Raw genomic sequence first — 24,469 nt, 5'->3', positions numbered from 1 at the left:
GCCGGGGCCGTGGGTCTAAGTTATTCGTGCCTCGAGTGTGACGGTTTTTCTGCTCACTGCGTCAATGTCAGCGACGTGGGCGATGCATTGGAGCACATGGTGACAACTCTGCGGCGGGGAAAAAGCTTAGATGGTGAGACCCGACGCAACGACTAGGACGGCTCGATCAGGGCACTTAGCCGTGACCTTAGCCTCTAGTGACGCCGCAGCGGAAGCCACACAGTGGTAGGTGATGAAAGAGGTGTGAGGCATGACGAGCAAGTCGACTGTTGACAATTCGAATCGACCTTCAGGCGATGCGCAAGGTGGAGGGGCTGGGTTCGTGGTGGCACTGGTACTCGGTACGCTGCTGGCATTATTTGGTGCCGGCGGGGTCATCGGTGGCGTGGCCTCGGCTGTGGTGAGTTCCCAGCAGGATTCGCAGGGCTACTTCACTTCCGGGACGCGTGAATTCGCCACTACCTCCTATGCGCTCTCCTCTCCTCCAGCCCAGCTTGGGGTCGAGGCGATTCCCTTTGACCTTGGCAGTATTCGGCTTAGTGCCGCCTCCGCTGCGCCAGGGGGCAAGGTGTTCATTGGGATTGGGCCCAAGTCGGAGGTGGAGAGCTATCTCAACGGTGTGCACGCAACAGTCATCACCGGCGTCGAAACCCGGCCGTTCCGGGTGAGCTACAGCGATGTTCCCGGGCAGGCCGCACCCGAGCCGCCCGGGGAGCAAAGTTTTTGGGCTGTGCAAACGTCCGGGACCGGGGCACAGCAAGTCACCATGGACCTGCGCAGTGGTGATTGGGTCATGGTGATCATGAACGCCGATGCCACCCCAGGTGTCACCGTCAACATGTCAGCCGGGTTCCACTCCGAGTTGTTCGGAGCGATCACACCTGCGTTGTTGACGGGCGGGCTGGCAGCCCTGATCATCGGGGCGGGCTTGATCACCCTGGGTGCCGTGGGCCTAGGCAGACGGCACCCTTCGTCCCGGCAGCCGACGCCTGGCAATCCGGTCACGGGCGACGGCGTGTCCCCGACCGAGCTGGCCTACGCGAATGGCTATCCGGCGAGACTCACCGGACAGCTTGACCCGCAGCTTTCCAGGGGGCTGTGGCTGGTCAAGTGGCTTCTGACATTGCCGCACATGATCGTCTTGTTTTTCCTGTGGTGCGCTTTGGTCATCACCACAATCTTTGCCGGCTTCGCCATCCTGTTCACCGGCCGCTACCCGCGCTCGCTCTTCAACTTCAACGTCGGAGTCCTGAGATGGAACTGGCGAGTGACCTTTTACGCCTACTCGGCGCTGGCCACCGACAAGTACCCACCCTTCACCCTTGCCGCAACCGAGTATCCCGCCGATTTCGAGGTTGACTACCCTCGTCAACTCTCCCATGGACTAGTGCTGGTCAAGTGGTGGATCTTGGTCCTCCCCCACCTATTGGTTATAGCCATATTCACCAGTGCGGCGTGGTCCATGTCTGACCCGAGCGGTGATTGGCAATCGGGCTACGGCCGTACGGTCGGGTTCTCCCTGCTCGGCATTCTGGTGCTCATTGCCGCCGTCGGGCTCCTGTTCACCGGGCGATACCAACGACCGCTCTTTGGTCTCATTATGGGCGTCAACCGGTGGATCTACCGCGTCGCCACTTATACCCTCTTGCTGCGGGATGAGTACCCGCCGTTCCGCTTGGATCAGGGCCCCGATGAGCCGGCCGGGGCGGATCACCACTGATGGGAGCACTCATGGGCAACCATTTTGAGCGGTACGCCGAGGTAGCGGAAATCTTGGCACGGCATGGTTTCGGCTCGCTGCTGGCCAAGATGGGTCTTGGCCAGCTACATCTGGGCCAAGGACCATGGAAGCCCACAGATCTCTCCATTCCCGAACGGCTCAGGCGCGCACTGGAAGAATTGGGACCAACCTTCATCAAACTCGGACAGGTGCTTTCCACAAGGCCCGACATCCTTCCGCCTGACTATCTCAGCGCACTGTCCAAACTTCAAAGCGGGGCACCGGAAGTTCCTGCAGAGATCATCACCTCACTCATCGAACAGGAGCTGGGTGGGACGACTAAAGAACTCTTCAAAACGTTTAGCGCTACTCCACTAGCCAGTGCCTCGATTGGCCAGGCCCATGCAGCAACACTTCATGACGGCACCGCCGTTGTAATCAAGGTCAGGCGGCCGGGCGTGGTTGCTCAAGTTCAGGAAGATCTGGAGATCCTTCAAAACCTGGCCCATCAGGCAAGCAGGAACTGGACGGCGGTAGCGGACTACAACCTTGAGGCAATTGCCGCTGAGTTCGCCGCAACACTTCGGGCCGAACTCGATTACCTGCAAGAGGGACGCAACGCGGAACGATTTGCAAGAAACTTTGCCGACGACCCCAGCATTCATATTCCCAGAATCTTCTGGTCCACCACCACCTCCCGGGTACTGACCATCGAAAGAATCTTTGGCCTGAAGATCGACGGCGTCGAAGTTCTCGCCATGCCTGCCCTCGAGCGAACCCGCCTGGCAGATCTGGCAGCCAGAGCCGCGTTCAAGATGATCTTTGAGGACGGATTCTTTCATGCCGACCCCCACCCGGGAAATCTCTTTGTTGAATCGGCTTCACGAATAGCGTTGATCGATTTCGGCATGGTGGGCGAAATCGACAACGAGCTCCAGGGTCACCTGGGGAAACTACTGCTGGCATTCAGCATTGACGACCCCGACCGCATCGCCAGGGCACTGCTGGAACTCTCGATCAACCGACCCACCGCAGATCGCGGCCTGTTGCGGCAAGACATTCTGCGCTTCATGCGGCTCTATCAGGGACGCCAATTGGGCCAAATCGAAATCTCGCCTCTGGCCACCCAAATGCTAGCTCTCCTGCGCAATCACCATCTTCAGCTACCCGGGGAAATAGCCATGCTAACCAAGATGATCTTCATGACAGAAGGACTGGGAGCGCGGCTCAATCCGAGCTTCAACCTTGGCACGGTGGTTAAGCCCTATGCCAGAAGATTGGCCTTAGCCAGGGCGAATCCACGCACTCTCCTGCGCAACCTCTCCCAATGGGGTTTGGACGCCGCCGACCTCGGCGCTGATCTACCCGAAAAGCTACGAAAGTTGCTCGATCTTCTCGATGACGGCGTCGAGGTTCACCTGCGCTCAGAGGAATTGGGGCCTCTGGTGACACGCGCCGAAAGAATCGGAAATCGCTTAATTGCAGGGATGATAGTCGCAGCATTTGTTCGAGGAATTGGAGAGCTTACGGCAGCCGACCGGAATCGTCTGAGGGCATGGCAAAACCCCCTGGTTGCTGGCGGTGTTGGCGTGGTCACGGCGTTAGGCGGCTACTTGACGTGGACCGCAAGGCGCAGTGGCGGTGGCAAGCGCTAGTTCAGCCAAGGCTTTGGTCGCCGTGGGGACCTGAATAGCCACAAAATTCCCCGCTCAACCTCGCCCTAAATGCGCCGGGGCGCTCCCCCAACAGCAGGTCTTTGGACTCTATTGGCGCCGCTCCTGCCAGCCTAGGCTCAGACCATGATGAACAAACCAGCCAATGCCTCATCGAAGGAACTAGATGCCCACGAATGCTGGGCACTGCTTCGTGGCGTTTCTGTAGGAAGACTGGCGGTCTGGGTCACCGACCATCCCGATATCTTCCCCATAAACTACGCGGTGGACCACGGAACACTTGTGTTTCGCACAGGTCTGGGGACCAAGCTCTCCGCGGCCGTTGGTGAAACCCCCGTGGCCTTTGAGGCTGACGGAGTCGATCGCGGCAGCGGTATCGCTTGGAGCGTTGTGGCCAAGGGCAGTGCAGTTCCCATCAAGGCAACGGAAGATGTCTTGGACAGTTTTTCGATTATGCTCTTCCCTTGGCAATCCGGACGCAAGGAAACGTTTGTCCGCATTGAGCCAACATCAATCACGGGCCGAAAATTCACGGTGGCCGATCCAGCGCAGTGGTGGACAGCCCAAGCCGCAGCACCCCGTACCAGCCCGGAATAATAGTTCTGGACCTCAAAGCTGCAGTGCTTCTCCGAAAGGCAACAAAGCCATGGAACAAATCACGAACGTTGGCAGCGGAAATGACCCGAGCGGCACTGAGGACTTTGTGCCCTTGGCTGTCAATCGTGAGTAAGACAGACTGGCAGGATGGATGCAACAGCATCATGCACTGCCAATCTTTAAGCAAGAAGATTCCCCCAGCGGGAACCACGACTACGGAGGGAAACGAAGACGATGGATGGGCTAGTTACCTCCGCACCGCAAAAGATCACCACGACACCGGCACCGATCACCGTTTTTATCCTCGACGATCACGAACTTGTTAGGCGGGGACTCAAAGAACTGCTCGAAAGTGAGGGCTTCAAAGTTATTGGGTCCACCGGCTCCGCGCTGGAAGCAACCAGGCGCATCCCGGCCCTGCATCCTGACGTTTCGGTATTGGATGCCCGGCTGCCCGATGGCACGGGCATAGAGGTCTGCCGTGATGTCCGGTCGGTGGATCCAACCCTGCAATGCTTGATTCTCACCAGCTACGACGACGAACAGGCGCTGCGTGGCGCTGTCCTAGCTGGCGCCTCCGGCTATGTGCTGAAGGAAATTGACGGCACGGATTTACTTTCTTCCCTGCGTCGCACCGCCAAGGGTGAAACACTTTTCAACCCCGATGTCTTAGCGAAAGTAGTTCAGGGCCTTGCAGAGCCTGAACGGACAGATCCTAGGATCTCCGCCCTGACCCCGCAGGAAGGGCGCGTACTCAAACTAATAGGACGCGGTTTGACCAATCGAGAGATTGGCAGTGAAATGTTTCTGGCCGAGAAGACAGTCAAGAACTACGTGTCCTCACTGCTGGCAAAACTGGGTTTTGAGCGACGCACGCAGGCTGCCATTTTCATTACAGACACACGATGGCAGCAGGCACCTGACCTCCGTCAATGAGCATCCGCGGCCGGCACGCTCCAGATCAGCCTGGTTCCAGTATTTTCGCCGCTCTCAAGCTCTAAAGTTCCGTGTAGCATCTCGGCCCGCTGTTCCATGTTGAGCAGCCCGCTTCGGTGAGTCAGATCCCCCACACCAATTCCGTCATCGTCAATGGTGACGCTCACATGCTCGGCCGTGACGTCAACGGACACCTCAATTGCCCCTGCATCAGAATGCCGAACTGCGTTGCTCAACCCTTCGGACAGCACCGCTAGCAGATGCTTGGCCGTTTCCTCGGAAATCGCAGAGTCTATGGGCCCGGCCAAATTCAACCGGGGCGCGAAGGCGAGCGTTTTGGCGGCATTGCGAACTGTCCTTAGGATCAGGTCGCTGAGCAACTCAGTTTCACCGGAGCTGACCCGCAACGAATAAATGGTATTGCGCAAGTCCCGAATAGTTTCGTCAAGTTCTGTGGTGACAGCCCTAATTCGCTGGGACGCCGTTTTGTCCGTAATGAACCGCTGCAAACTCTGAATGCTTAAGCCTGCGGCAAAGAGGCGCTGGATGACCACGTCGTGCAGGTCCCTGGCAATCCGATCCCGGTCTGTGAATATCATGATCTGTTCACGCAACCGGTGAGTCCTAGCTAGTTCCAAGGCCAAAGCGACGTGGGAACCAAACACGGCGCTCATCTCGATCACGACCTTTGAATAGCTTCCGGAACCCTGACTGCGCGCCAAGATCAGCAGCCCTTGATTATCGCCTTGAGGTCCCAAGGCAATGACAATGATTGGCCCAAACGCCTTACCTTCAACTTCACCAAGCAGGTCGCTGGCATCGGCGAACACAGTCGGTACTCCGGTCCGCAATACCTCCGCGATCACTGGAGAGTCCAAAGCGAGCGAACGGCCAGCAAGTAGCGGCGCTCTCTCACCGGCTGCCGCTGCGACATACAGTTCAGGTCCGCCATCGGATGAGACGCCGATCATGGTCAGGGCAGAGTCCGACTCCGTCAAGGCGGTGGCAGCAATCATGTCCAGGCTGCTTTCAGTGATGTTACGTTCGTCATCCATCATCTTGCCTGTCACATCCATGCACGCTTCCAGCCAACGTGAACGGCGCCTGGCATCTTCAAACAAGCGGGCATTTTCAATGGCGACCCCTGCCGCGGCTGCTAGGGCTACTGCCAATTCCTCATCCTCAGCGGTGAAATCTCCACCCCCGGCCTTTTCTGTCAGATAGAGGTTCCCGAAGACCCTTTCCCTGACTCGCACGGGAACGCCCAGAAAGGTCACCATGGGCGGGTGGTGTTCCGGGAAACCATAGGAGGCGGGGTGATCGTGCAAATCGTGGAGGCGCAACGGGTGCGGGTCGCTTGTCAGCAGTCCCAGGACACCATGTCCGGTGGGTAAGGGACCTATCTTGGTTTTGAGTTCCTGATCTATGCCAACGGTAATGAAATGACTCAGCGATTGATCGTCACCGATGACTCCCAGCGCTGCGTAGCGTGCGTCCAGAAGAGTGCAGGCTGACTTAACCACCCTCTCCAGAACCGCATCTAGGCTGAGATCCTCAGCCACAGAAACCACGGCCGCCAGCAAGCCGCGCATTCTTTCCTGTGTGGAGAGCAATTCGCCAGCTCGGTCTACGAACTCCCGCAGTAAGTCCTCAATCCGGGTACCTGCAGCGGCCGGCAACAGCGGCACCGCCTTGTCCGCATCAGAATCCTGCACCAGACCCACCTTCGAACGGCCATCAGCCGTTGTGTCAAAAAACTTAAAGAGCCCCGCCTTTACTCACAGGCTACCCCGTTGCCAGCCTGACGTCCGCACACGGCGGGAATGGTTCAGCCGTTCAGATACAGGAGCTGGGGACTTTAGACCCTACGTTCCCAAGATCAAGAGGCCTAGAGTCGATTTCATGACTATTAGGACGCCACCATCAGGGACAACGCCGGAGATTGAGTCGCTGTCCAAGGACCAATGCTGGGAATTGCTGCGTGGACAGGTCATTGGGCGCCTGGCTGTTGTTGCCGATGCTCACCCCGACATTTTTCCCATCAACTATGCAGTGGACAACGGCTCTCTGGTCTTCCGAACTGCCGATGGCACCAAACTGCACGGCTCAACGAGCAACACACCTGTTGCCTTTGAAATTGATGGCTACGATCCATCAGCCGAGCAGGCGTGGAGCGTAGTTCTGCGGGGAACGGTCATTGCGATCAGGGCTGGCTCCGGGCTTGCCGAGGCGGAAAACCTCACACTTGAGCCTTGGCAGGGCGGCATCAAGAACCACCTGATGCGGATACTGCCACTAAACCTCAGCGGCCGGAGGTTCAAGGTCACCCGACCTGATATTTGGAGAACCCCATTATCCGATGCACGGCGTGCCTCCTTCGAGTAGCGCCAGCCCGAGCCGTCTGGCTGGAACTCATGCCGGCCAAGAATGCCACTACTAGGGTGCCGTGCTGCCAGACCCAAGGATTTCAGTCCCACTCTTTCCATTCATGATTGCGTCAAGATTGTCCAGGGAACCGATGAGGGCGCGCCCGCCGCTGGCAGTCACGAAGTCCGCTGCGGCCCAGACTTTGGGCCCAATGGAACCGTCCGGGTAGCGGTTCCCCTCGATGTCCTGGATTTTCAGGGTTTTGAGGAGTTCTTGGTTCGGCGTCCCAAAATTGCTCATGACTCCAGGCACGTCCGTCAAAATGACCAGCATCTGCGCATCAATGTCGACGGCGACCCTGGCGGCTACGTAGTCCTTGTCCACGATCGCCTCGATCCCACGAAAGCCGGGCTCATCTGGCACAACCGGGACTCCGCCCCCGCCAGCTAGGACCACAGTTACACCGGCGTCGAGCAGGGAGATTGCTTGTGCGGACTCAAGAACGCGGATGGGCAGCGGCGACGGAACCACCCTGCGCCAACCGGGACCATCGGCTGCGATAGTCCAATCATGCTTCTTTGCAAGAGCGTGCGCGCTGGACTCGTCATAGAGTGATCCCACAAACTTCGTGGGCTCCAAAAGGCGCGGATCTGTGGGCTCCACAAGAGTTCGCGAGACGAGCACAACAACATCCTTGGCCAAGCCCGCATGACCCAATGCTTCCTGCAACCAGAAACCAATCAGTCCCTGGCTTTCAGCAACCAAATCCCACAAAGGGTAGGGGGAAGTCAGCGAGCTGTCGTTGCCGGTCTCCATCGCCAACAATCCCACCTGCGGACCATTGCCGTGAACAATGACCACCTCATGTTCTGCTGCAAGTGCCGCCAGTGCCGGAGCTACCAAAGCTAGGCGGGCGACCTGGGTCTTGGCATCCGGTATCTCTCCCCGGTGAAGAAGCGCGTTACCGCCAATGGCCAAGACAAGGCGCATGCCTAGAACCCCCCTGGGGAACTCTGCGCAGGCGCAAACATTCTCTTGCCTGCGCCGTGGTCCTTGTACTGTTGGGCGGCTGAGCCTGCCTCTTCCTGCTGGGTAAGGATAAGGGGGCACGGAACCTCCAAAAGGAGGGCCTGCGTTGTCGAGCCCATGAGCGCATGGTGTGCGGCTCCCCTGCCACGGTTTCCCACCACGAGCATGGCGGCTCCCTTCCCGGCCTCGATCAGCACCCGAGCCGGCACATCGTGCTGCTCGAATCGATCGAAAACTGTGAGGTGTATGTGCCGGGCACGCACAGCGGCCACAACAGCTTCCAAGATCATGCGCCCCTGCCTGCCAATCTGCTGGGTTCTCTCGGATCCATCGGTACTGGGATGGGCCCACCTTGCCGGGGAATGTGAGACACAAATGACGGTGAGTTCCTGCCGGGTGCGTGCAGCCTCTGCGGCTGCAAAATACGCGGCGGCAATGGACTCGGGGGAACCATCAATACCAACCACGACGCCGGCGTTCGCGGGACTCTGCCGCGTCGGGATGACTGCCACGGGGCATCGGCCGATCATGGCAAGTTGAAAATTGAGCGTGCCGAATCCCCCACTGTGGCCATCGGCCGTTCTGTCCGTCCCGACCGCCACCATGGAGGAACGAGCAGAAAGTTCTGCCAACACTTGGGAAGGCTCGCCATAATGGAGGCTGCTGCGCACCTCCACGTCGGGGGCAAAGCCGCGCACACTCTTGGCTTCACTGTCCAGCATGCCCACTAGGGACGCCCGGAGACTCTGGTATTCAATGCTCTCGGGCGAGACCGAGTACTCCGGCACGGCGTGGACCAGCAGGAGGGGCAGTTTTTGTAGCTGGGCCCGTCGCGCTGCCCATTCGATGGCAGCGCGACTGGCGGGTGAACCATCCACACCCACCATTATCTGAGGTTCTAGGACCATTGGTCGTTGCCCTTTCTGTGTTTGTACCAGGTCATGGCGTGTCCATATAGATGCACAATGCCCGTGATGAATTACGACGCTATGTCCAACGCTAGGGCTTACTGCTTGTTGAGAAGAGAGTCCAAAGACCCTAATCTTCGCCCGTACTAATCGTGGCGAGGTGGCAATCTTGAGACGAGTGGGTCCGGAAAAACGGGACAGGCAGCGGGTCGCATCCCAGCACCGGGCCAACGGGTGGCGCGGCAGGTAAGTGCCAAGGGCCACCACGCCAAAGGGTGCCGCCCGCAACGGTAGGCAAGAGAACCGTCTAAGACCGCTTTGGATTTCAGTTTGTGACTGAGGCTCCCCCCAAGCCCAAAGCGGTCGTGCCGAACTCGGCACGACCGCCGGTGGCGACCACAGCTCCAGCGCAGCTGCCGGACTGCACCACAGTCCCCATGAAGAGACATTTTGCCGTCTCACTCAGGGAGACCACCCCCAAAAAATGGAGCAGGGGCCCTCTCCTCCGAGATGATCGAACCCGATCCCAGTCGAACCCCGTCACCAGACACTAAATCCACCACGTCGATTTGGCATGCGGTGCCGTCCCGAAGGACCACAACCGTGTGCGTAACGCGTGAAAGAAGAGTCTCGGCGGCCCGTTCAGCTCGAAATTCATTGCTGAACCATAAACCACCACTCACCAACAAAATGACAGCAATGACGACCGAATTCGTGGCATCCCCCAAGAACAAGGACTGCCCTGCCGTGACAATCAAAAGGTTCAAGATGGGACTGCGACATTGCCTTCCCCGCACCAACCAGGGTTGGTCTTTTGCGTGCGCAACGCGTTGGGGCCAACTACGCTCAGCCGGCGAGCCGCCTCAGCTGTCGCTGGCGGGACCGTCATCGTCCTCATGGCTTGCACCCACCGACACCGGCACCTTCCATGCATCCCTCTCGCCATGAACCACCAGCACCGGACAGCCTGCGTGTTCGGCACAGGCTGAACTGACTGAGCCCAACAGCATCCCCGCGAACCCACCATGTCCACGGGAGCCAACAATGAGCATCTGAGCGGACTTGCTGTGCTCCATCAACACTTTGGCGGGTGTGCCGCGAATACACACCCCGCTAAATCCCTCGGGCGGGTTGCCCCCAAATGCATCCTGCACGGCGTCCTTGAGAATCTGGCGAGCCCCTTCGTCAGGGTCCCAATCAGGGACTATGTACGAGCCAAAGACCGTCTCCATGTGCCAGGCGGTGACGGCTGTGATGGTTGCGTCGAGTGCGTGCGCCAGCGTTTGCGCCCATTTTAGGGCTTGCACGGACTCGGGTGAGCCGTCCACACCAACCACGATGCGCGAACCCTCGTGGACTGTCTTTTCTTCCATGGCTTGATCCATCTTTCTCACGCTTTCGCTTTTCTCAATGTCTTTCCAGTTCAATGATCGACACTGGCGAGGGCTGCCGCACAGGGTCAAAAGTCCCTAACCATCGGATCTGGATAGTGCCATTCTTTAGTTGGCGGACGTGTTCTTCCTGCGTCCGCGGGCCTGCTCTTTGGACCCGATCCACCACATGAGGACACGGAGACAGCATTGAATAGCCACCTCGCCCAAAGCAGCCATGAAGCGCAAAGCGATGCCGAACCCATACAGGCCACAGGACAAACCACGGAGGAGTTTGAGCTTCTTAACCGGTACTGGGATGCTGCCAACTACCTGACGGTGGCTCAGATCTACCTTCAAGAGAATGCTCTTTTAACTTCTCCCCTTACGCCGAAAGACATCAAGCCGCGGTTGCTGGGCCATTGGGGAACCAGCCCCGGACTGTCCTTGATCTACGTCCATTTGAACCGGCTCATTCGCAATACCGGGGCCAAAGTCCTGTTCGTGGCCGGGCCTGGACATGGTGGACCGGCAGTGATTGCAAATCTCTATCTGGAGGGGAGCTACGCTGCAATCTATCCCTCCGTCAGTCAGAATCCCAAGGGGTTGCGTCGGTTGATTCGGCAGTTTTCCACCCCCGGAGGCATACCGAGTCATGTGGGTCCCGCCACGCCCGGTTCCATCCATGAAGGCGGGGAGTTGGGCTATTCTCTGGCGCATGCCACCGGAGCCGTCATGGACAACCCGGAACTGATAGTTGCGTGCGTTGTTGGGGACGGGGAAGCAGAAACCGGCCCCTTGGAGGGTGCGTGGAAGGCACCGGCCTTCCTCAACCCAAGCAGGGACGGGGCCGTTCTCCCCATACTTCACCTCAACGGCTACAAGATCTCCGGCCCTACCGTGCTCGGTCGACAATCCGACGAGCAGGTCATGGCGCTGCTCGGCGCACACGGCTGGGACCCCGTGGTGGTTTCCGGTAGTGATCCTGCACTGGTCCACCCCATGATGGCCCAAGCGCTCGAGAACGCACACGCCCAGATTGTCCAGATTCAAAACCAGGCGCGCCAGAATGGTGTCAGCGCCCCTGCAGCATGGCCCGCCATAATCCTGCGCACCCCGAAAGGGTGGACGGGTCCAGACTTTGTTGACGGTGTTGCCATGGAAGGGACGTTCCGTGCCCATCAGGTACCCCTGTCAGGAGTTCGCGAAAATCCGACCCACCTGGCCCAACTCGAAGCGTGGCTGCGCAGCTACAATCCCGAAACACTCTTTGACTCGCAAGGCCAGCTGGTGCCCGAGCTGGCTGCCCTAGCCCCAGATGCGGATCTACGCATGGGCACCAACCCGTGGGCAAACGGCGGCCCTGATGTGGCACCTCTACCAATACGTCCATTGGAAAATTACGCATTGGACGTAGGCACGCCGGGGTCCATGAAACACGAGACCACAAGACCCTTGGGTGAGATGCTCCGTGACATCTACACAGACACGGCACAGGACCCCCGTTTTAGGCTGTTTAGTCCGGACGAAACCAACAGCAACCGTCTGGGCGCCGTCTTTGAAGTCACCGAAAGATGCCTGATGGGGTCGGCCCGGGACGGCGACGACCACCTGTCCCCGAGTGGTCGTGTCATGGAAGTCCTCTCCGAGCACCTCTGCCAGGGCTGGCTTGAGGGATACATTCTTACAGGGAGGCACGGCCTGTTCGCCACCTACGAAGCCTTCGCCATGGTGAGCGCATCCATGACCATCCAACATGCAAAATGGCTCCAGCATGCCCGTGGGCTGCCGTGGCGGCAACCCGTTCCAAGCCTAAACATCCTGCTCACCTCTACCTGTTGGCGCAATGACCACAATGGATTCAGCCATCAGGGGCCGGGTTTGATCGACACGGTGCTCTCCCTCTCTGGTTCTGTTATCCGCGTCTACCTTCCACCAGATTCAAACACTTTGCTGGCGGTAGCCGAACATGTCCTGCTCAGCAAGGACTACGTCAACTTGGTGGTGGTGGACAAGCAGGCCCACCCCCAATATTTGAACCTAGATGACGCACGCCGGCATGCTGCCGCGGGTGCCTCCATCTGGAGCTGGGCCGGAAACGAAGACACACCCGGCACGAGAATCACCCACCGCAGCGCCCTATTTGGCACCGAGTCCTCCATCATCACGGCTGACGATCCAGCGTCGGGGACTCAGCCTGACATTGTTCTAGCCTGCTCCGGCGACGTCCCGACAGAAGAGACCTTGGCAGCAGCCTGGTTGCTTCAACATCATGTTCCCGGGCTAAGTGTGCGCGTGGTCAATGTGATCGACGCGTTGGTGCTGCCACCCCCGGACGTGCACCCACACGGCCTGCCCAACGTTGACTTTGAAAAACTGTTCACCACAAACGGTGAAGTAATTGTCGCGTGGCACGGATACGCCCGCGCGTTCCATCAGCTCTTACATGGCCGGGTGAATCCTGGGCGGTTCCATGTTCGGGGGTACAGCGAACAGGGAACCACCACGACTCCGTTTGACATGGTGGTACTCAACAAGATGAGCCGCTACCACCTTGCCTTGGAGGCCCTGCACCGGGTTAGCGGGCACTTTGACGGCACCCATGAATTGGCAGAGCATTGCCGAGCGATGCTTTCCAACCACGAGAAGTACATTCGCGAGCATCTAGAGGATATGCCGGAAATCCGCGAATGGGTCTGGACACCCCCAACTGAGAGCCGAGACGCATCATGAGCATTGAACAAGAACCAGCCACTGTCCTCGTCGGGGTCGACGGTTCCGACTCGTCCATCGAAGCCCTGCGCCAAGGTGAAAAACTGGCCGTTGCACTGGGTGCACGAGTGAAGGCCGTGGCATGTTGGAATTTCCCGACCGTTTACCAGGTCCCCTTTTCCCTGGGAAGTATTGACTTCAAGGGCGCCGCACAAGATGGCTTGGACAAGGCCATTGAGCGTGCATTTGGCTTGGACTGGCCGGAGAACTTCACCGCAGACCTTGTCCAGGGCTCAGCGCGCCCAACCTTGATTGAAGCCAGCCGCGACGCAACACTTCTGGTCCTGGGACGGCGCGGGATTGGCGGATTCAAAGGACTACTGCTCGGGTCCGTCAGTGCCGCCTGCATAGCGCACGCCCATTGCCCGGTAGTCATTGTGCACGCAACTGCTGCATGAGCACACAGGGTTGCCCTGCTAGCTTGGGCAAATGAGCAACTTATTCGGGTCCCATGACAATGAACCACACACGGCCAACATCGCCGGGCGGTTGAACTGGCTGCGGGCAGGGGTACTTGGCGCCAATGACGGCATTGTGTCCGTCGCCGCAACGGTGGTTGGCGTAGCCGGTGTAACCAACCTTGCCACCCCGATTCTTGTGGCTGGGGTGGCCGCGGTGGTTGGAGGGGCAATTTCCATGGCCTTGGGTGAATATGTTTCCGTAAGTAGCCAACGCGACAGCCAACTGGCCCTCATCGAGAAGGAACGTCAGGAACTGTTCGAAGACCCGGAGGGAGAGTTGGCCGAACTCACAGGCCTCTACCGGGCCAGGGGTCTCAGCCCGGCCACGGCGGATCAAGTGGCCCTCGAGCTGACCGCCCATGATGCCCTGTCGGCGCACTTGTCTGCAGAACTGAACATTAGCCAGCATGAGGAAGCCAACCCCTGGCAAGCCGCCTACGCCTCCGCGGCTGCTTTTGCCGTTGGCGCCGTCCTCCCCCTGCTCGCCATTTTGTTGCCGCCCGCGGAGTGGCGTATACCTGTCACGTTTCTGGCCGTCCTTGTGGCCCTAGCTCTGACGGGCACGTTGAGTGCCGCCATCGGAGGCAGCTCCAAAAAGACTTCGGCAACGCGACTCGTCATTGGCGGTGCCCTTGCCCTAGCGGCGACCTACGGTATCGGCAGCGCCCTCGGGGCCAGCGGCGTCATGTAGCCACGGTCTGCCTCTTGCGGCGTCAAGCCTAGCGCCAGCTAGCGCACAAACGAACCTCAGCACGGGCCATCTCGGTGTCCAACGGGCCGAGGTACCAAGGCAGAATTCTCGTACGAACACCTCCCGAGATCGGCAGCTATAGTTTGGCAAGCATCTCCACCGGCGACCCCACGATCGGCCGTACGAGTTCCGTGGAGCCCTTGAAGTTGGGTCTTTGGACCCTAGTTTTGCCAGAGAGCATCTTCGTAGAATCGTATACATGAGAGAACGTACACTGGCCCCCAAAGCAGACATCCTTACGACCGAACAATGCTGGAAGCTCCTAGCAGAGACCTCGATCGGCCGCCTGGCCGTAACCGTGAACGGCCGCCCCGACGTGTTCCCGGTCAACTACAAAATCGATGGAGAATCACTCATCTTCCGGACAGGGGACGGCACCAAGCTGCACGCGATCGGCGAAGACGCGAATGTCGCCTTGGAATCGGATGCCGTTAGCGCTGAGTTCGGCATAGCGTGGAGTGTGGTTGTCAAGGGACGCGCTGAGCCTGCCTCACTAGAGAGCGCCGCGCTGAACTCCACCGTTCGCGGATTGTTTCCTTGGCAGGGCGTCGGAAAGAATCACCTGATCCGAATTGTTCCAGAAACTGTGACGGGCCGGCGCTTTACCTTAGACGCCTCCATGACCTGGAATGTTCCTCTAGCCGCCGCAATCCGTGCCGGATTGGAATAAAGGGGCCACCTTGGTGGGTGGCATGCCACGAATGTGACAGCTGTCACGAGAGAACTTGACACTGCCGCACAGTTGGCAGTTTTAAGGCTTGGGGGCTTGCGGATACCTGGGAGGGTCTGCCTGTCGAACTAGGCAAGAAATTCAACTACTTCAGTTCCACGACAGGTCTCAGTCATGAAAACCCCCTCTTCGCGCACCCGCAAGATCGCCATGTTCGCCGCCGCTCCACTTGCGGTATTGATTGCCGGGGGGATGGTCTGGCAGGGTTCCCAAGCCGCCTTCACGGCCTCCACCCGAAATGCCGGCAGCTCTTGGAGCACCGGCAACGTCGTTCTCACCGATGATGACCTGGGGGCGGCCGCTTTCACAGTGGAAAACATTGTCCCCGGTCAGACCGGCCAGAAGTGCATCGTGGTCACATCCCAATCCAACGTTCCGGGCGAAGTGCGGGCCTACACGCAAAACCTGATCAGCGCCAAGGGTCTGGAAGACCATATCTTCTTCGACCTAGAGCAGGGCACGGGCGGCTCGTTCAACGACTGCACCGGTTTCACGCCGACCGCCAACACAGTGCCTGAGATGCGCATCTCCACCCTGGCCTCGGTCAACCGCGACTTCACCACCGGTGGTGCCTCCTGGAAAACTGCTGGAACACCCGGCGAGACCCAAAGCTACCGCGGGACCTGGCGGTTCGATACAACCGGCCTGGGCCAGGACGAGATAAACGCCTTGCAGGGTGCGCGCGTAGGCATCGACCTCGTGTGGGAGCTCCAGTCCGACGCCGCCCCCAAGCTGCCGTAGCCGGCGGGCCACGGCAGCTTTAACCTGTGAACCGGGAGGAATCCGGGTCCGCCCGGGAACCCTCCTGGCAGGGCCCGCTGCTGTCCGCAGACGGCTGGACGCTCTTTACAGCGTCCCTTGCATCGCGACTTTATCTAGGCGTGATGTTGTGTCTTGCCCTGATAGCCGTCGTGCCCGCCTTGCTGGGCTGGCACGGCACCGTGGTGCAGAGCGGGTCCATGGAACCGCACATCAGCGCCGGCGATGTTGTGCTCGCTACCGGCTTCGGCTCCACCCAGAATGTCCCAGTGGGTGGCGTGGTGGAGTTCACCAGCCCCGCGGAGGCCGAGCCAAGCGGGGTGGAGAAGACCCGCCTGCACAGGATCGTTGCTGAAAACCCGGACGGCACATTTGTCACCGCCGGCGACGCCAACGCCGAAGTGGACAGCACACCGCTCAAACGCGCGCAGATCACCGGACAGGCAAGACTTCTTGTCCCTTCGATCGGGCTGCCTGGACTCTGGTTGGGCCTCGGAAACTTCCCCGCACTGGCGTGGTGGAGCGTGCTGACACTGCTCGCCGTCGTCGTAGCCGTGTACGGCACCCGCACCTCCAGAGACCCCGCAGAGTCAGCGACCACTGACACAGACACGGGCGAAGAAGAAGACGACGGCGGCTCCCCCCAATCTGCTTCGCCTCCCCCGGTCGCCCGTTCCATGCGCTGGAAGGCTGGCAGCGCCGTCGGCCTCGTTGCAGTCCTGACAGTGCTGATGTTGGTCACCTCGACATCGTTCTCATCAGCGGCATTCACGGCCACCACGGCGAACGCCGGCAACACCTTCGGCACGGCCGCGGACTGGGAGCCGCCATCGGTCACCCTGACTAGCCCCGGGACCATAGTCCGGGGAAGCGTTGCACTGACCGCAGTTGCCAGCGATGCCGGGACAGGCATACTCAGCGTGGCCATTCAGTACCTGCCATCCAACGGCGCGTGGACCACACTCTGCACGCGGGCGGCCGAACCCTATTCCTGCACGTGGAACACCCAGACTGGGCCGGATGGCAGCTACAGTCTTCGTGCCGTTGCCACAGACAACACCGGCCTCACCACCACCTCAGCTCTAGTCCAAACCACCGTGGCCAACTCCTTCGCAGTGGTTCTCACCGACCCCGGCGAAATAGTTCGCGGCAACGTGAACCTTGCTGCCACGCTTTACAGCCCTGGCACCACCACCTACAACGTCCGGCTGGAATATTCCCTGGCGGGGGCCAACAAGTGGAACACGCTGTGTCTGAAAGTGACTTCCCCTTACCAATGCATCTGGGCCACCGTCGCCTTCACCAACGACTTCTATGACCTGCGGGCCGTGGCCGTCTCCGGTCTCACTTCCACTTACTCGGAAACCATTACCGACGTGCTGGTGGACAATCTGGCGCCTACGGTGACCATGAGCGATCCCGGCACACCCCTGCGTGGAGTCAAGACCTTCGCGGCCGTTGCAGCGGACGAACACTCGGGCGTCAGTCAGGTGCAGATCCAGTACGCCCGCACGGGCTCCAGCACCTGGACAGAGCTCTGCACTGCCACAGAGCCGCCCTACTCCTGCGAGTTCAACACCGTGACCCTCGCCAGCGCCTCCTACAATTTCCGAGCCGTCGCCGTGGATGCGGCGGGCAACAGCACAATCTCGGGCCCCGTCGTCAACAGGGTAGTGGACAACACCGTCTCATCCGTGTCCGTGGTGGATCCCGGGGCCTATCTGACGGGCAACGCCACCCTCATGGCAGCGGCGAACTCGACGGCGGGCGTGAGCAGTGTCCGAATCCATTCATCGCCCGCTGGGACGAACACGTGGACCACTCGATGCAGCCTGGCCACAACACCATACTCCTGTGTGTGGGACACACGGACCGCGACTGACGGACTCTACGATTTCCGGGCCGTCCTCACCGACGGTGCAGGCAAGGAAACAACTTCTGCCCTCGTAGCATCGCGTCGCGTGGACAACAGCCCGCTGCGCGGCGCAGACGTCCAAGCCGCCAACGGGACGGGCGTCGCGGGCAAGTTCGACGCCGGCGACATCTTCAGCCACACTTACAGCCAACAGGTCAATCTGGCTTCCGTTACCCCGGGATGGGCCGGCGCTGCCCTGCCCGTGACGGTCCGGTTGCGCGACGGCAACGTCCAAGGCGTCGGCACGGGCAACAACGCTGACATGGTGGACATCCTGCGGCCGGGAAGCACCGTCAACCTGGGCTCGATTAACACGAAGGGGAACTACTCCAAGAACAAAAAAACCATCACGTTCAACGCCACTATGACGGCAACAACAGTGACCACCGCCGGCATCCCCAGGACCGTTATCACCGTGACGCTGGCGGCTCCCACCAGCGGGGCGGGGAATCTCACCACCGCCAGCACAGCTGTCGCAATGGTGTGGACGCCGTCGTCGTCGGTCACCAGCACATCCGGCGTTGCGTGCTCCATCGCACCAATAGCCGAATCCGGCACACTCGACAGGGACTTCTAACCACGACGAATACTTGGGTATGCGAGGGGTGCCATGGATTTTGAGAGTTGCCCGGAAATGAACCCCTACCTCCCACCAAGGCAGGGACGTTTGCCCCTAGCGGTACGCACGAGGATAGGCAATTCTTGAAAGGATCCCCAGCACCATTCACCACCCCATGAGAGGTACTCAAGATGAGCATCGTCGTTGTTTACGAATCCATGTTTGGCAATACCCGCAGGATTGCCTTGGCCATCGCTGAAGGGCTCGGCCCCTTCGGACTTGTGACCACCGCAAACGTCAACGACTCGCGGGCCAAGGAAGCCGCACGCTCCGCCAACTTGCTTGTTCTCGGCGGCCCTACCCATGTGCATGGCATGACAAGGCCCTCCTCACGCGAAGAGGCCACAACCTGGGCCAACGACAAATCAAGGAACTTGACCCTCGAACCGCTGGCGCGTGGGACAGGAGTACGCGAATGGATCAAAGACCTCGACCTTGTGCCTGCCCTGTCGGCGGCCTTCGACACCCGAAGGGACATGGCTCAAATCCTTTCCGGGGCTGCGTCAGGGCACATCGAGCACGCCCTCACGAAACGAGGCTCACTCGAAGTTATTTCACCAGAGAGCTTCTTGGTGTCCAAAGACAACACCCTTGAAGACGGTGAACTGACCCGGGCTCGCAAGTGGGGCGCCAGCGTTGGCAAAGCCATGGAACAGTTCCTCCACCACTGAACCGCACGCCCGACAGGCCTCGCTGGATCGTGCATCGTTTCCAACAATTGTGCTGTTGTCTTGTGGAATCTGCCCACCGTTATTTCTTGTTAGTCCCTTGCCCGAACCGTGACTCTTCAGAAGTTGGGATTCGGGGAAGATGCGATACTGGTGCTCCTTGCCGCGGCGATCCCGTACGGCTTAGCGGACGATTTTGAAGTTGAAGGCAGACGTGCCGAGCGTTTCCCAGAGGCGGAGCCAGACTGGCAGGAGCATTTCGGCGCCCCGCGCGGTGGTGATATCGCCGAGGTCGATGACGTCCCGGTGGCCGAACTCCTTTAGCAGCGCGGTGACGGTTTGCTTGGCATCGGCGTCGTTCCCGGAAACGAAGACAGTACTAGTCTCCGACAGTTGGTCAGGACGCGCCATGAGGTCCGCGTTGAGGGTGTTGAGGGACTTCACGACGCGGGCGGCGGGGAACGCTCGCTGGATCTGTTCACCGAGGGAATCAGTGTCCTTGACGAACAGGGTAGGCGGCATGCCGTGGCTAAAGTCGAGGGGGTTGGCAAGGTCGAGAATGATCTTTCCACCCAGGTTCTCCGCACCGACAAGGGCCAAAACATCCAGGGAGGCACCGCCGTTGGTGGCATTGATGATGAGTTCGGATCCGGCAGCGGCGTCGGCAAAGCTTGTCACGGTCACGTCGGGATTCCCGGCTGCCCAATCGGCGAAGGGCGCGTTACCCATGCCGTCGACTTCGGTGCGGGCAAGTGTGGCCTCGGCATCGCGAGTGCCGATGGTGACACCGTGACCAAGTTCGACGAGCCGCGCAGCGATGGTGCGGCCGACATTGCCGGTTCCGAGGATGGCGGTCTTCATGCGTTGATCTCCTTGTGGATTCTTCTGTTGCAAAGCTTCAACCCAGTCTGACGGATCGTTATCAATAGGCTGTAACGGATCGATCCGTCTGTCAACCTTGGGACGCAGTTGATTGAGGCGTATCAGGGATCCGGGACAGCTCAGTCCCTTTTGGAGCGACGCCACGGCCTTCGATCCCGACCGGCGTGGCCGTGTTCGCCGTCGGCCCTTCTACTGAAGGTTCCCAACCAGGGGCCCTGGTGTCAGAATGAGGCCATGAACATCGAGAACTGGTGGCCCCTTCTGAACCCATCCACCCAGCAATGGTTGATCAACAACAACGGAGACGTTGTGCCGCCGTCCATCCTTGATCAGATCACGGCTCTAGCAGGCCATCCCACGGCAGACACTTCTTGGGTTGGATCCAACGTTCCAGAGGAATTTTGCCTCTCGGATGAAGCAATCGACTGGATAGAAAAAATAGCGAACGACGAGGACTCGGAGAGCACGTAGTTGATCCAAATTCGGATTGCCGCTCACCTGACATCAACGAAGCAGACGGTCCCGCAGGAGGATCAATATGCGGGATCGTGAAAGCCGCCAACGGAATGTAACAATGAGAGGGAATTTCACTGGGCGTCGTGCTGTCGGTCAAGGACCGAAACGAATACGGCCGCGGCGATAAGCCCGGATGCTAGGAGCAGGGGCAGGTCGATTGCGGGCGCGATAATGGCCCCTGCCAATGCTGTTCCGGCTGAGCCTGCGGTGATCTTCGACGCGCCGATCCAAATAAAGACCTGACCGCGCGCTGCCGCTGGTGCATACTCGCTTCGGGCAGCCAAGGTTGCAGCGAAGAAATAGGAGTTGAGTATGCCGACGAAGCAGTACGCTGCCACGGCCGCTGGGAAGGTCCCAGCGAAAGCAGCCCCGCATAGGGCCGCCCCTACGGCGGCACCCAGCCACGTCATCAACGAGTCCGCATCAGTTCGCATGGGCCGAATCATCACCCCTGCCGATCCTAGAAGTCCGCCGAGTCCATACGCCGCGGTGAGTATTCCCGCAGCAGCCGGCTCAACACGTAGTTCCCCGGTGGATGCTACCGCGGTGATGGGCAGCGCCGCGACAGCCAGAGCGATGACGCTAGTCATGTAGAGCGTGCGCCGCAAGGGACCGCTTGAGACCATCATCAACAGTGTCTGCCCGGGGCGGGGTACTTCCGAGGGAACAGCCGCGGGAGGCGAATACGGCAAAAGCCTGACAACTGCCGCGGCAACAAAAGTTGAGCCTGCGAGGAGCAGTGCCGCCAAGCCGGGATTCGCCCAGGCCGAGACAGCTGCCACCAGGGAAGGCCCGATGGTGCCCCCTATTCCGTACGTCGCAACATCCCACCCTTGGGCGCGCCGCTGACTGATCCTGTCACTGCCCGCGATGGCAGCCAAGCGGCTGCTGATACCACCGGTCAGCAGCGGGCCAACCAGGCCGGAGGCCACGAGCAGCAATCCAGGGATAATCGGCCAGGTCACCGGATACAAAAGAACAGCGGCCGCCAGCGTTATCCCGTGAGCCATGCAGGCCCAAGCAATCACTGTTCGGCCATCACGGGCGGTGTCCAGACGCCTAGCAATGAGAGGGCCAAAGAGGTGCGGTGCTGTGATGCAGGCGCCGAGAATTCCGGCCAGCCAGCCCGGACCTCCGCTGGCGGTTACCAACAGGACAATGGCGACGACGGCACCGCCGTCCGCGCTTCGAGCCAAGGTGGCTGCAAGGACGTAGCGGGCAAGACCGCCCGGGGCGGGATCCCCCGGATCCCTTCGTGTTTGGATTTTACTGACAGGAAAGCTCACGACGTCGTCCCTGAAGGAACCGTCATCGACTATGCCTCAAGCCCAATGAGGCGGATGGCGTCGGCTACTTTGTCCCGTCCTTCGCTGTCCAGACCGCGCAGCGGCCGGGGCAGCGGCGCTGACGATACGAGTCCAAGATCTTCGGCGAGGGCTGCAGTTACCCGCAGGCTGCCGTAAGTTCGGAAGAGTGACCACAAGGGCTCAAGCTTTGCTGATGCCTCACGGGCCTGATCCGCGCGGCCGGCGGCTGCGTGCTCAACAATGGTCTTTGCTTGCCGCGGGAGCACACCTGCGATGACCGAGTACCAGAGCTCGCAGCCGGCAAGCAACGCTTCGGCTGCGACCCAGTCCCCACTGATGCCCACTGTTGTTCCCTGCGGCAGTCCTGAGCGGAGCATGCCCAGTCGAGTCGCAACGCTTCCGGGAGGAGGCTGTGGGATCTTGATGGACGCGATTCCCGGGATACGGGCAATGCGGGCGTGCAAGTTATCTGTGAAGGTGAAGCCGGTAGTACCCGGGTTGTCATAGACGACGATGGGAAGTGCTGATTCAGCGGCAACGTCCTCGTACAGGCCAATTGCTTCCGCCTCCGTCAGCCGCTGGTAGGAAACCGGAGCCAAAAGTAGCGCCGATGCGCCAGCATCATGCGCGTCCCCGGCTAGCGCCAGCACGTCACGCGTACGTACTGCCCCCACACCAGCCAAGACCGGAACGCCGGCGGCGGCAGTAACTGACGTCTCAAGGACAGCGCGACGCTCGTCGCGAGAAAGATAGGCGTAATTTCCTGTGGATCCAAGGACACCCAGGGAGTCCACACCTGCCTCAGCTGCGCGGGCCACCAGACTAGCCATGGCATTCAGATCGACGCTGTCACCGTTCATGGGAGTAAGGGGGAATGCACTAAGGCCATTGAACACGGAATCCTGCTTTCATGTGGCTGCGCAGACCGGGCCGAACGCAACGTAAAGATTATTACTTGGTTTATCCTCCCAAACTCGTTGGTCCTAGACTAGGTCCAAGATTCACCAACTCTGGAGGTCCAATGGGCGAAGCTGAAATACCTATCGAACTTAACAGGCAGAGTTCCGTTAATCTGGCCGCGCAGGTGGCCAACCAACTACGCGCTGCCATCCTCAAGGGCCTTCTTCAACCCGAACACACCCTTCCCGCTACCCGAAGACTGGCCTCAGAATTGGGGGTTTCACGCGGGGTGGTTGTCCGGGCGTTCGAACAATTGTCCGGCGAGGGATTCCTCGAAGGAAGTGGAGCTGGCGGGACCAGAGTGGCGGTCCGCCCTGACATTCAAAGCCCGCCATTGATTCAGAAGCGGCCAAGCAGCAGCCCGCCCCACGGTGACTTGATTGATCTCACCCCGGGGCGCCCGTCCGCATCCCCTTTCACCCACAGGGAATGGCGCCACGCATGGAAGGAAGCCCTTTCGGAACAGGGAACCACGCTCCTGCCACCAGCCCTAGGGACGTTGGCGCTGAGGGAAGCCGTCGCGCAACATGTGGCAGTGTCCCGAGGACTCAATGCGGAACCGGAGGACATCATCATCACCGGCGGCACCAGCGATGCGCTTCACCTCGTCGTTGATATGCTCCGTGGACGGCGAGATCATCCGCGCATCATGGTGGAAGATCCGGGTTACCCCACGGCCCGTCGTGTCATGAGCGCAGCCGGTGCGCGACTGCTCAGCATTCCCGTGGACGAAAATGGTCTGCGAAGTTCACAGCTGGAAAAGATCAGACAGATACCTGATGCAGTCCTCATAACACCCAGTCACCAATACCCACTGGGAGGCAGAATGGCCGTCCAAGAACGGCTGGGCCTGTTGAAGTGGGCTGATACCAATGGGGTTCTCGTGTTGGAAGATGACTACGACAGCGAATTCCGTCACAGCAGAATGCCCCTTCCTGCCGTCGCCTCCTTGCCGACGAATGCCGATGTGGTGCTCGTGGGAACCTTTTCGAAAACCCTGAGCCCATGGTTGCGCTGCGGATACCTAGTGGTACGCGGCTCTGCCGGACAGCGGATCAAAGCAACACGCGAAGCACTGGACACCCCGGTATCTGGCGTCCTGCAGTCAGCCCTTGCCCACTACATTCAAGGAGGCGGGCTTTCCCGACACATCACCCGCGCCAGACGCGAGTACTCACACCGCCGTTCCCTGATCATGGACCGTCTGGGGTCACGTGAGGACCTGGAACTTTCCGCTCTCGATGGTGGGCTTCATGCGGTCATCCGGTTTGAAAAGCCCAACGCCGCAGAACTGGCCGGCGAAGCCCTGAAGCAGGGCGTCCGCGTTGTACCCCTGGCCGGTTATTACTCCGAACGCACTCCAACGAACGGCTTGATCATCGGTTACGGGGCTGTCACTGACCTCCAACTAACCAAAGCGCTCGGGATTTTGGCCAATCTGCTGGACTCCACGTCGTGACAGCCAACGGGTTCCGACGTCCTTTACTAGAGCCTCGAGTTCCCTTGTTGTTTGGTCTCGTCCGATAGGG

Annotated in this window: 21 protein-coding genes; 14 read left to right on the top strand and 7 right to left on the bottom strand. The window is 59.9% G+C overall.

The window, feature by feature from the left end:
- Positions 1-250 precede the first annotated feature (250 nt).
- The 4 genes from ACP7B9_RS03705 (at position 251) to ACP7B9_RS03690 (ending at position 4,926) form a co-directional block, all read left to right on the top strand.
- Positions 251-1,720, top strand: coding sequence for a DUF4389 domain-containing protein (locus ACP7B9_RS03705; RefSeq protein ID WP_425860870.1), 1,470 nt, complete (start codon positions 251-253; stop codon positions 1,718-1,720).
- A gap of 11 nt (positions 1,721-1,731) precedes the next feature.
- Positions 1,732-3,375 (top strand): ABC1 kinase family protein, encoded by a 1,644-nt coding sequence (locus tag ACP7B9_RS03700; RefSeq protein WP_425860868.1) that lies wholly within the window; start codon positions 1,732-1,734, stop codon positions 3,373-3,375.
- A gap of 144 nt (positions 3,376-3,519) precedes the next feature.
- A complete protein-coding gene (locus ACP7B9_RS03695; RefSeq protein ID WP_425860866.1) occupies positions 3,520-3,990 on the top strand; it encodes a pyridoxamine 5'-phosphate oxidase family protein in 471 nt (156 codons plus the stop codon).
- A gap of 234 nt (positions 3,991-4,224) precedes the next feature.
- Positions 4,225-4,926: a response regulator gene (locus tag ACP7B9_RS03690; RefSeq protein WP_425860864.1), complete on the top strand. Its 702-nt coding sequence runs from the start codon at positions 4,225-4,227 to the stop codon at positions 4,924-4,926.
- Here ACP7B9_RS03690 and ACP7B9_RS03685 read toward each other — a convergent pair.
- Positions 4,920-6,641 carry a GAF domain-containing protein gene (locus ACP7B9_RS03685; RefSeq protein WP_425860863.1) on the bottom strand — a complete coding sequence of 574 codons (1,722 nt, stop codon included), beginning with the start codon at positions 6,639-6,641 and terminating at the stop codon, positions 4,920-4,922. The genes ACP7B9_RS03690 and ACP7B9_RS03685 overlap by 7 nt on opposite strands.
- 187 nt (positions 6,642-6,828) lie before the next feature.
- Between ACP7B9_RS03685 and ACP7B9_RS03680 the strand changes: the two genes are divergently transcribed.
- Positions 6,829-7,311 carry a pyridoxamine 5'-phosphate oxidase family protein gene (locus ACP7B9_RS03680; protein WP_425860861.1) on the top strand — a complete coding sequence of 161 codons (483 nt, stop codon included), beginning with the start codon at positions 6,829-6,831 and terminating at the stop codon, positions 7,309-7,311.
- A gap of 51 nt (positions 7,312-7,362) precedes the next feature.
- Here the strand turns inward: ACP7B9_RS03680 and ACP7B9_RS03675 are convergent, their stop codons facing one another.
- The 3 genes from ACP7B9_RS03675 to ACP7B9_RS03665 form a co-directional block, all read right to left on the bottom strand.
- Positions 7,363-8,283 (bottom strand): carbamate kinase, encoded by a 921-nt coding sequence (locus ACP7B9_RS03675; protein ID WP_425860859.1) that lies wholly within the window; start codon positions 8,281-8,283, stop codon positions 7,363-7,365.
- A gap of 2 nt (positions 8,284-8,285) precedes the next feature.
- Positions 8,286-9,209, bottom strand: coding sequence for a universal stress protein (locus ACP7B9_RS03670; RefSeq protein WP_425860857.1), 924 nt, complete (start codon positions 9,207-9,209; stop codon positions 8,286-8,288).
- A gap of 884 nt (positions 9,210-10,093) precedes the next feature.
- Positions 10,094-10,603 (bottom strand): universal stress protein, encoded by a 510-nt coding sequence (locus ACP7B9_RS03665; RefSeq protein WP_425860856.1) that lies wholly within the window; start codon positions 10,601-10,603, stop codon positions 10,094-10,096.
- 261 nt (positions 10,604-10,864) lie between these two features.
- Here ACP7B9_RS03665 and ACP7B9_RS03660 point away from each other — a divergent pair, with 261 nt between their 5' ends.
- The 7 genes from ACP7B9_RS03660 to ACP7B9_RS03630 all read left to right on the top strand — a co-directional run bounded on the left by ACP7B9_RS03660 (position 10,865) and on the right by ACP7B9_RS03630 (position 19,278).
- Positions 10,865-13,333 (top strand): phosphoketolase family protein, encoded by a 2,469-nt coding sequence (locus tag ACP7B9_RS03660; RefSeq protein ID WP_425861757.1) that lies wholly within the window; start codon positions 10,865-10,867, stop codon positions 13,331-13,333.
- On the top strand, positions 13,330-13,770 hold the full coding sequence (locus ACP7B9_RS03655) for a universal stress protein (protein ID WP_425860854.1): 441 nt from the start codon (positions 13,330-13,332) through the stop codon (positions 13,768-13,770). Before ACP7B9_RS03660 ends, ACP7B9_RS03655 begins: the two co-directional genes overlap by 4 nt.
- A gap of 31 nt (positions 13,771-13,801) precedes the next feature.
- The gene (locus ACP7B9_RS03650) at positions 13,802-14,524 is read left to right on the top strand and encodes a VIT1/CCC1 transporter family protein (RefSeq protein ID WP_425860852.1); all 723 of its coding nucleotides are present in this window, start codon (positions 13,802-13,804) and stop codon (positions 14,522-14,524) included.
- Between the two features lie 259 nt (positions 14,525-14,783).
- Positions 14,784-15,254: a pyridoxamine 5'-phosphate oxidase family protein gene (locus ACP7B9_RS03645; RefSeq protein ID WP_425860850.1), complete on the top strand. Its 471-nt coding sequence runs from the start codon at positions 14,784-14,786 to the stop codon at positions 15,252-15,254.
- 174 nt (positions 15,255-15,428) lie between these two features.
- Positions 15,429-16,055 carry a hypothetical protein gene (locus tag ACP7B9_RS03640; protein ID WP_425860848.1) on the top strand — a complete coding sequence of 209 codons (627 nt, stop codon included), beginning with the start codon at positions 15,429-15,431 and terminating at the stop codon, positions 16,053-16,055.
- A 26-nt stretch (positions 16,056-16,081) separates the two neighbouring features.
- Entirely contained in the window at positions 16,082-18,565 is a 2,484-nt protein-coding gene (locus tag ACP7B9_RS03635) for an Ig-like domain-containing protein (RefSeq protein ID WP_425860846.1), read from the top strand.
- Between the two features lie 173 nt (positions 18,566-18,738).
- Positions 18,739-19,278: a flavodoxin family protein gene (locus ACP7B9_RS03630; RefSeq protein ID WP_425860845.1), complete on the top strand. Its 540-nt coding sequence runs from the start codon at positions 18,739-18,741 to the stop codon at positions 19,276-19,278.
- A gap of 180 nt (positions 19,279-19,458) precedes the next feature.
- Here ACP7B9_RS03630 and ACP7B9_RS03625 read toward each other — a convergent pair whose 3' ends face one another.
- Positions 19,459-20,136 carry an NADPH-dependent F420 reductase gene (locus tag ACP7B9_RS03625; protein WP_425860844.1) on the bottom strand — a complete coding sequence of 226 codons (678 nt, stop codon included), beginning with the start codon at positions 20,134-20,136 and terminating at the stop codon, positions 19,459-19,461.
- A gap of 255 nt (positions 20,137-20,391) precedes the next feature.
- Between ACP7B9_RS03625 and ACP7B9_RS03620 the strand changes: the two genes are divergently transcribed.
- A complete protein-coding gene (locus ACP7B9_RS03620) occupies positions 20,392-20,628 on the top strand; it encodes a hypothetical protein (RefSeq protein ID WP_425860842.1) in 237 nt (78 codons plus the stop codon).
- Between the two features lie 116 nt (positions 20,629-20,744).
- Here ACP7B9_RS03620 and ACP7B9_RS03615 read toward each other — a convergent pair whose 3' ends face one another.
- Both ACP7B9_RS03615 and ACP7B9_RS03610 read right to left on the bottom strand, forming a co-directional pair.
- Positions 20,745-21,959: an MFS transporter gene (locus ACP7B9_RS03615; RefSeq protein ID WP_425860841.1), complete on the bottom strand. Its 1,215-nt coding sequence runs from the start codon at positions 21,957-21,959 to the stop codon at positions 20,745-20,747.
- A gap of 29 nt (positions 21,960-21,988) precedes the next feature.
- A complete protein-coding gene (locus ACP7B9_RS03610; protein ID WP_425860839.1) occupies positions 21,989-22,876 on the bottom strand; it encodes a dihydrodipicolinate synthase family protein in 888 nt (295 codons plus the stop codon).
- Between the two features lie 125 nt (positions 22,877-23,001).
- Between ACP7B9_RS03610 and ACP7B9_RS03605 the strand changes: the two genes are divergently transcribed.
- Positions 23,002-24,399 (top strand): PLP-dependent aminotransferase family protein, encoded by a 1,398-nt coding sequence (locus tag ACP7B9_RS03605; protein ID WP_425860837.1) that lies wholly within the window; start codon positions 23,002-23,004, stop codon positions 24,397-24,399.
- The last annotated feature ends 70 nt before the right edge of the window (positions 24,400-24,469 follow it).

The organism is Arthrobacter sp. TWP1-1, from assembly GCF_049897845.1.
Lineage (GTDB): Bacteria > Actinomycetota > Actinomycetes > Actinomycetales > Micrococcaceae > Specibacter.
The sequence above is the reverse complement of the archived record's forward strand: the minus strand, read 5'-3'. Positions and strand labels throughout refer to the sequence as shown.

Coding starts and splice junctions, on each gene's coding strand:
- ACP7B9_RS03705 (WP_425860870.1), top strand. CDS start 251: ATGACGAGCAAGTCGACTGTTGACAATTCGAATCGACCTTCAGGCGAT.
- ACP7B9_RS03605 (WP_425860837.1), top strand. CDS start 23,002: ATGGGCGAAGCTGAAATACCTATCGAACTTAACAGGCAGAGTTCCGTT.
- ACP7B9_RS03630 (WP_425860845.1), top strand. CDS start 18,739: ATGAGCATCGTCGTTGTTTACGAATCCATGTTTGGCAATACCCGCAGG.
- ACP7B9_RS03700 (WP_425860868.1), top strand. CDS start 1,732: ATGGGCAACCATTTTGAGCGGTACGCCGAGGTAGCGGAAATCTTGGCA.
- ACP7B9_RS03690 (WP_425860864.1), top strand. CDS start 4,225: ATGGATGGGCTAGTTACCTCCGCACCGCAAAAGATCACCACGACACCG.
- ACP7B9_RS03680 (WP_425860861.1), top strand. CDS start 6,829: ATGACTATTAGGACGCCACCATCAGGGACAACGCCGGAGATTGAGTCG.
- ACP7B9_RS03645 (WP_425860850.1), top strand. CDS start 14,784: ATGAGAGAACGTACACTGGCCCCCAAAGCAGACATCCTTACGACCGAA.
- ACP7B9_RS03695 (WP_425860866.1), top strand. CDS start 3,520: ATGATGAACAAACCAGCCAATGCCTCATCGAAGGAACTAGATGCCCAC.
- ACP7B9_RS03650 (WP_425860852.1), top strand. CDS start 13,802: ATGAGCAACTTATTCGGGTCCCATGACAATGAACCACACACGGCCAAC.
- ACP7B9_RS03655 (WP_425860854.1), top strand. CDS start 13,330: ATGAGCATTGAACAAGAACCAGCCACTGTCCTCGTCGGGGTCGACGGT.
- ACP7B9_RS03675 (WP_425860859.1), bottom strand. CDS start 8,283: ATGCGCCTTGTCTTGGCCATTGGCGGTAACGCGCTTCTTCACCGGGGA.
- ACP7B9_RS03620 (WP_425860842.1), top strand. CDS start 20,392: ATGAACATCGAGAACTGGTGGCCCCTTCTGAACCCATCCACCCAGCAA.
- ACP7B9_RS03625 (WP_425860844.1), bottom strand. CDS start 20,136: ATGAAGACCGCCATCCTCGGAACCGGCAATGTCGGCCGCACCATCGCT.
- ACP7B9_RS03640 (WP_425860848.1), top strand. CDS start 15,429: ATGAAAACCCCCTCTTCGCGCACCCGCAAGATCGCCATGTTCGCCGCC.
- ACP7B9_RS03670 (WP_425860857.1), bottom strand. CDS start 9,209: ATGGTGGGTGTGGATGGTTCACCCGCCAGTCGCGCTGCCATCGAATGG.
- ACP7B9_RS03665 (WP_425860856.1), bottom strand. CDS start 10,603: ATGGAAGAAAAGACAGTCCACGAGGGTTCGCGCATCGTGGTTGGTGTG.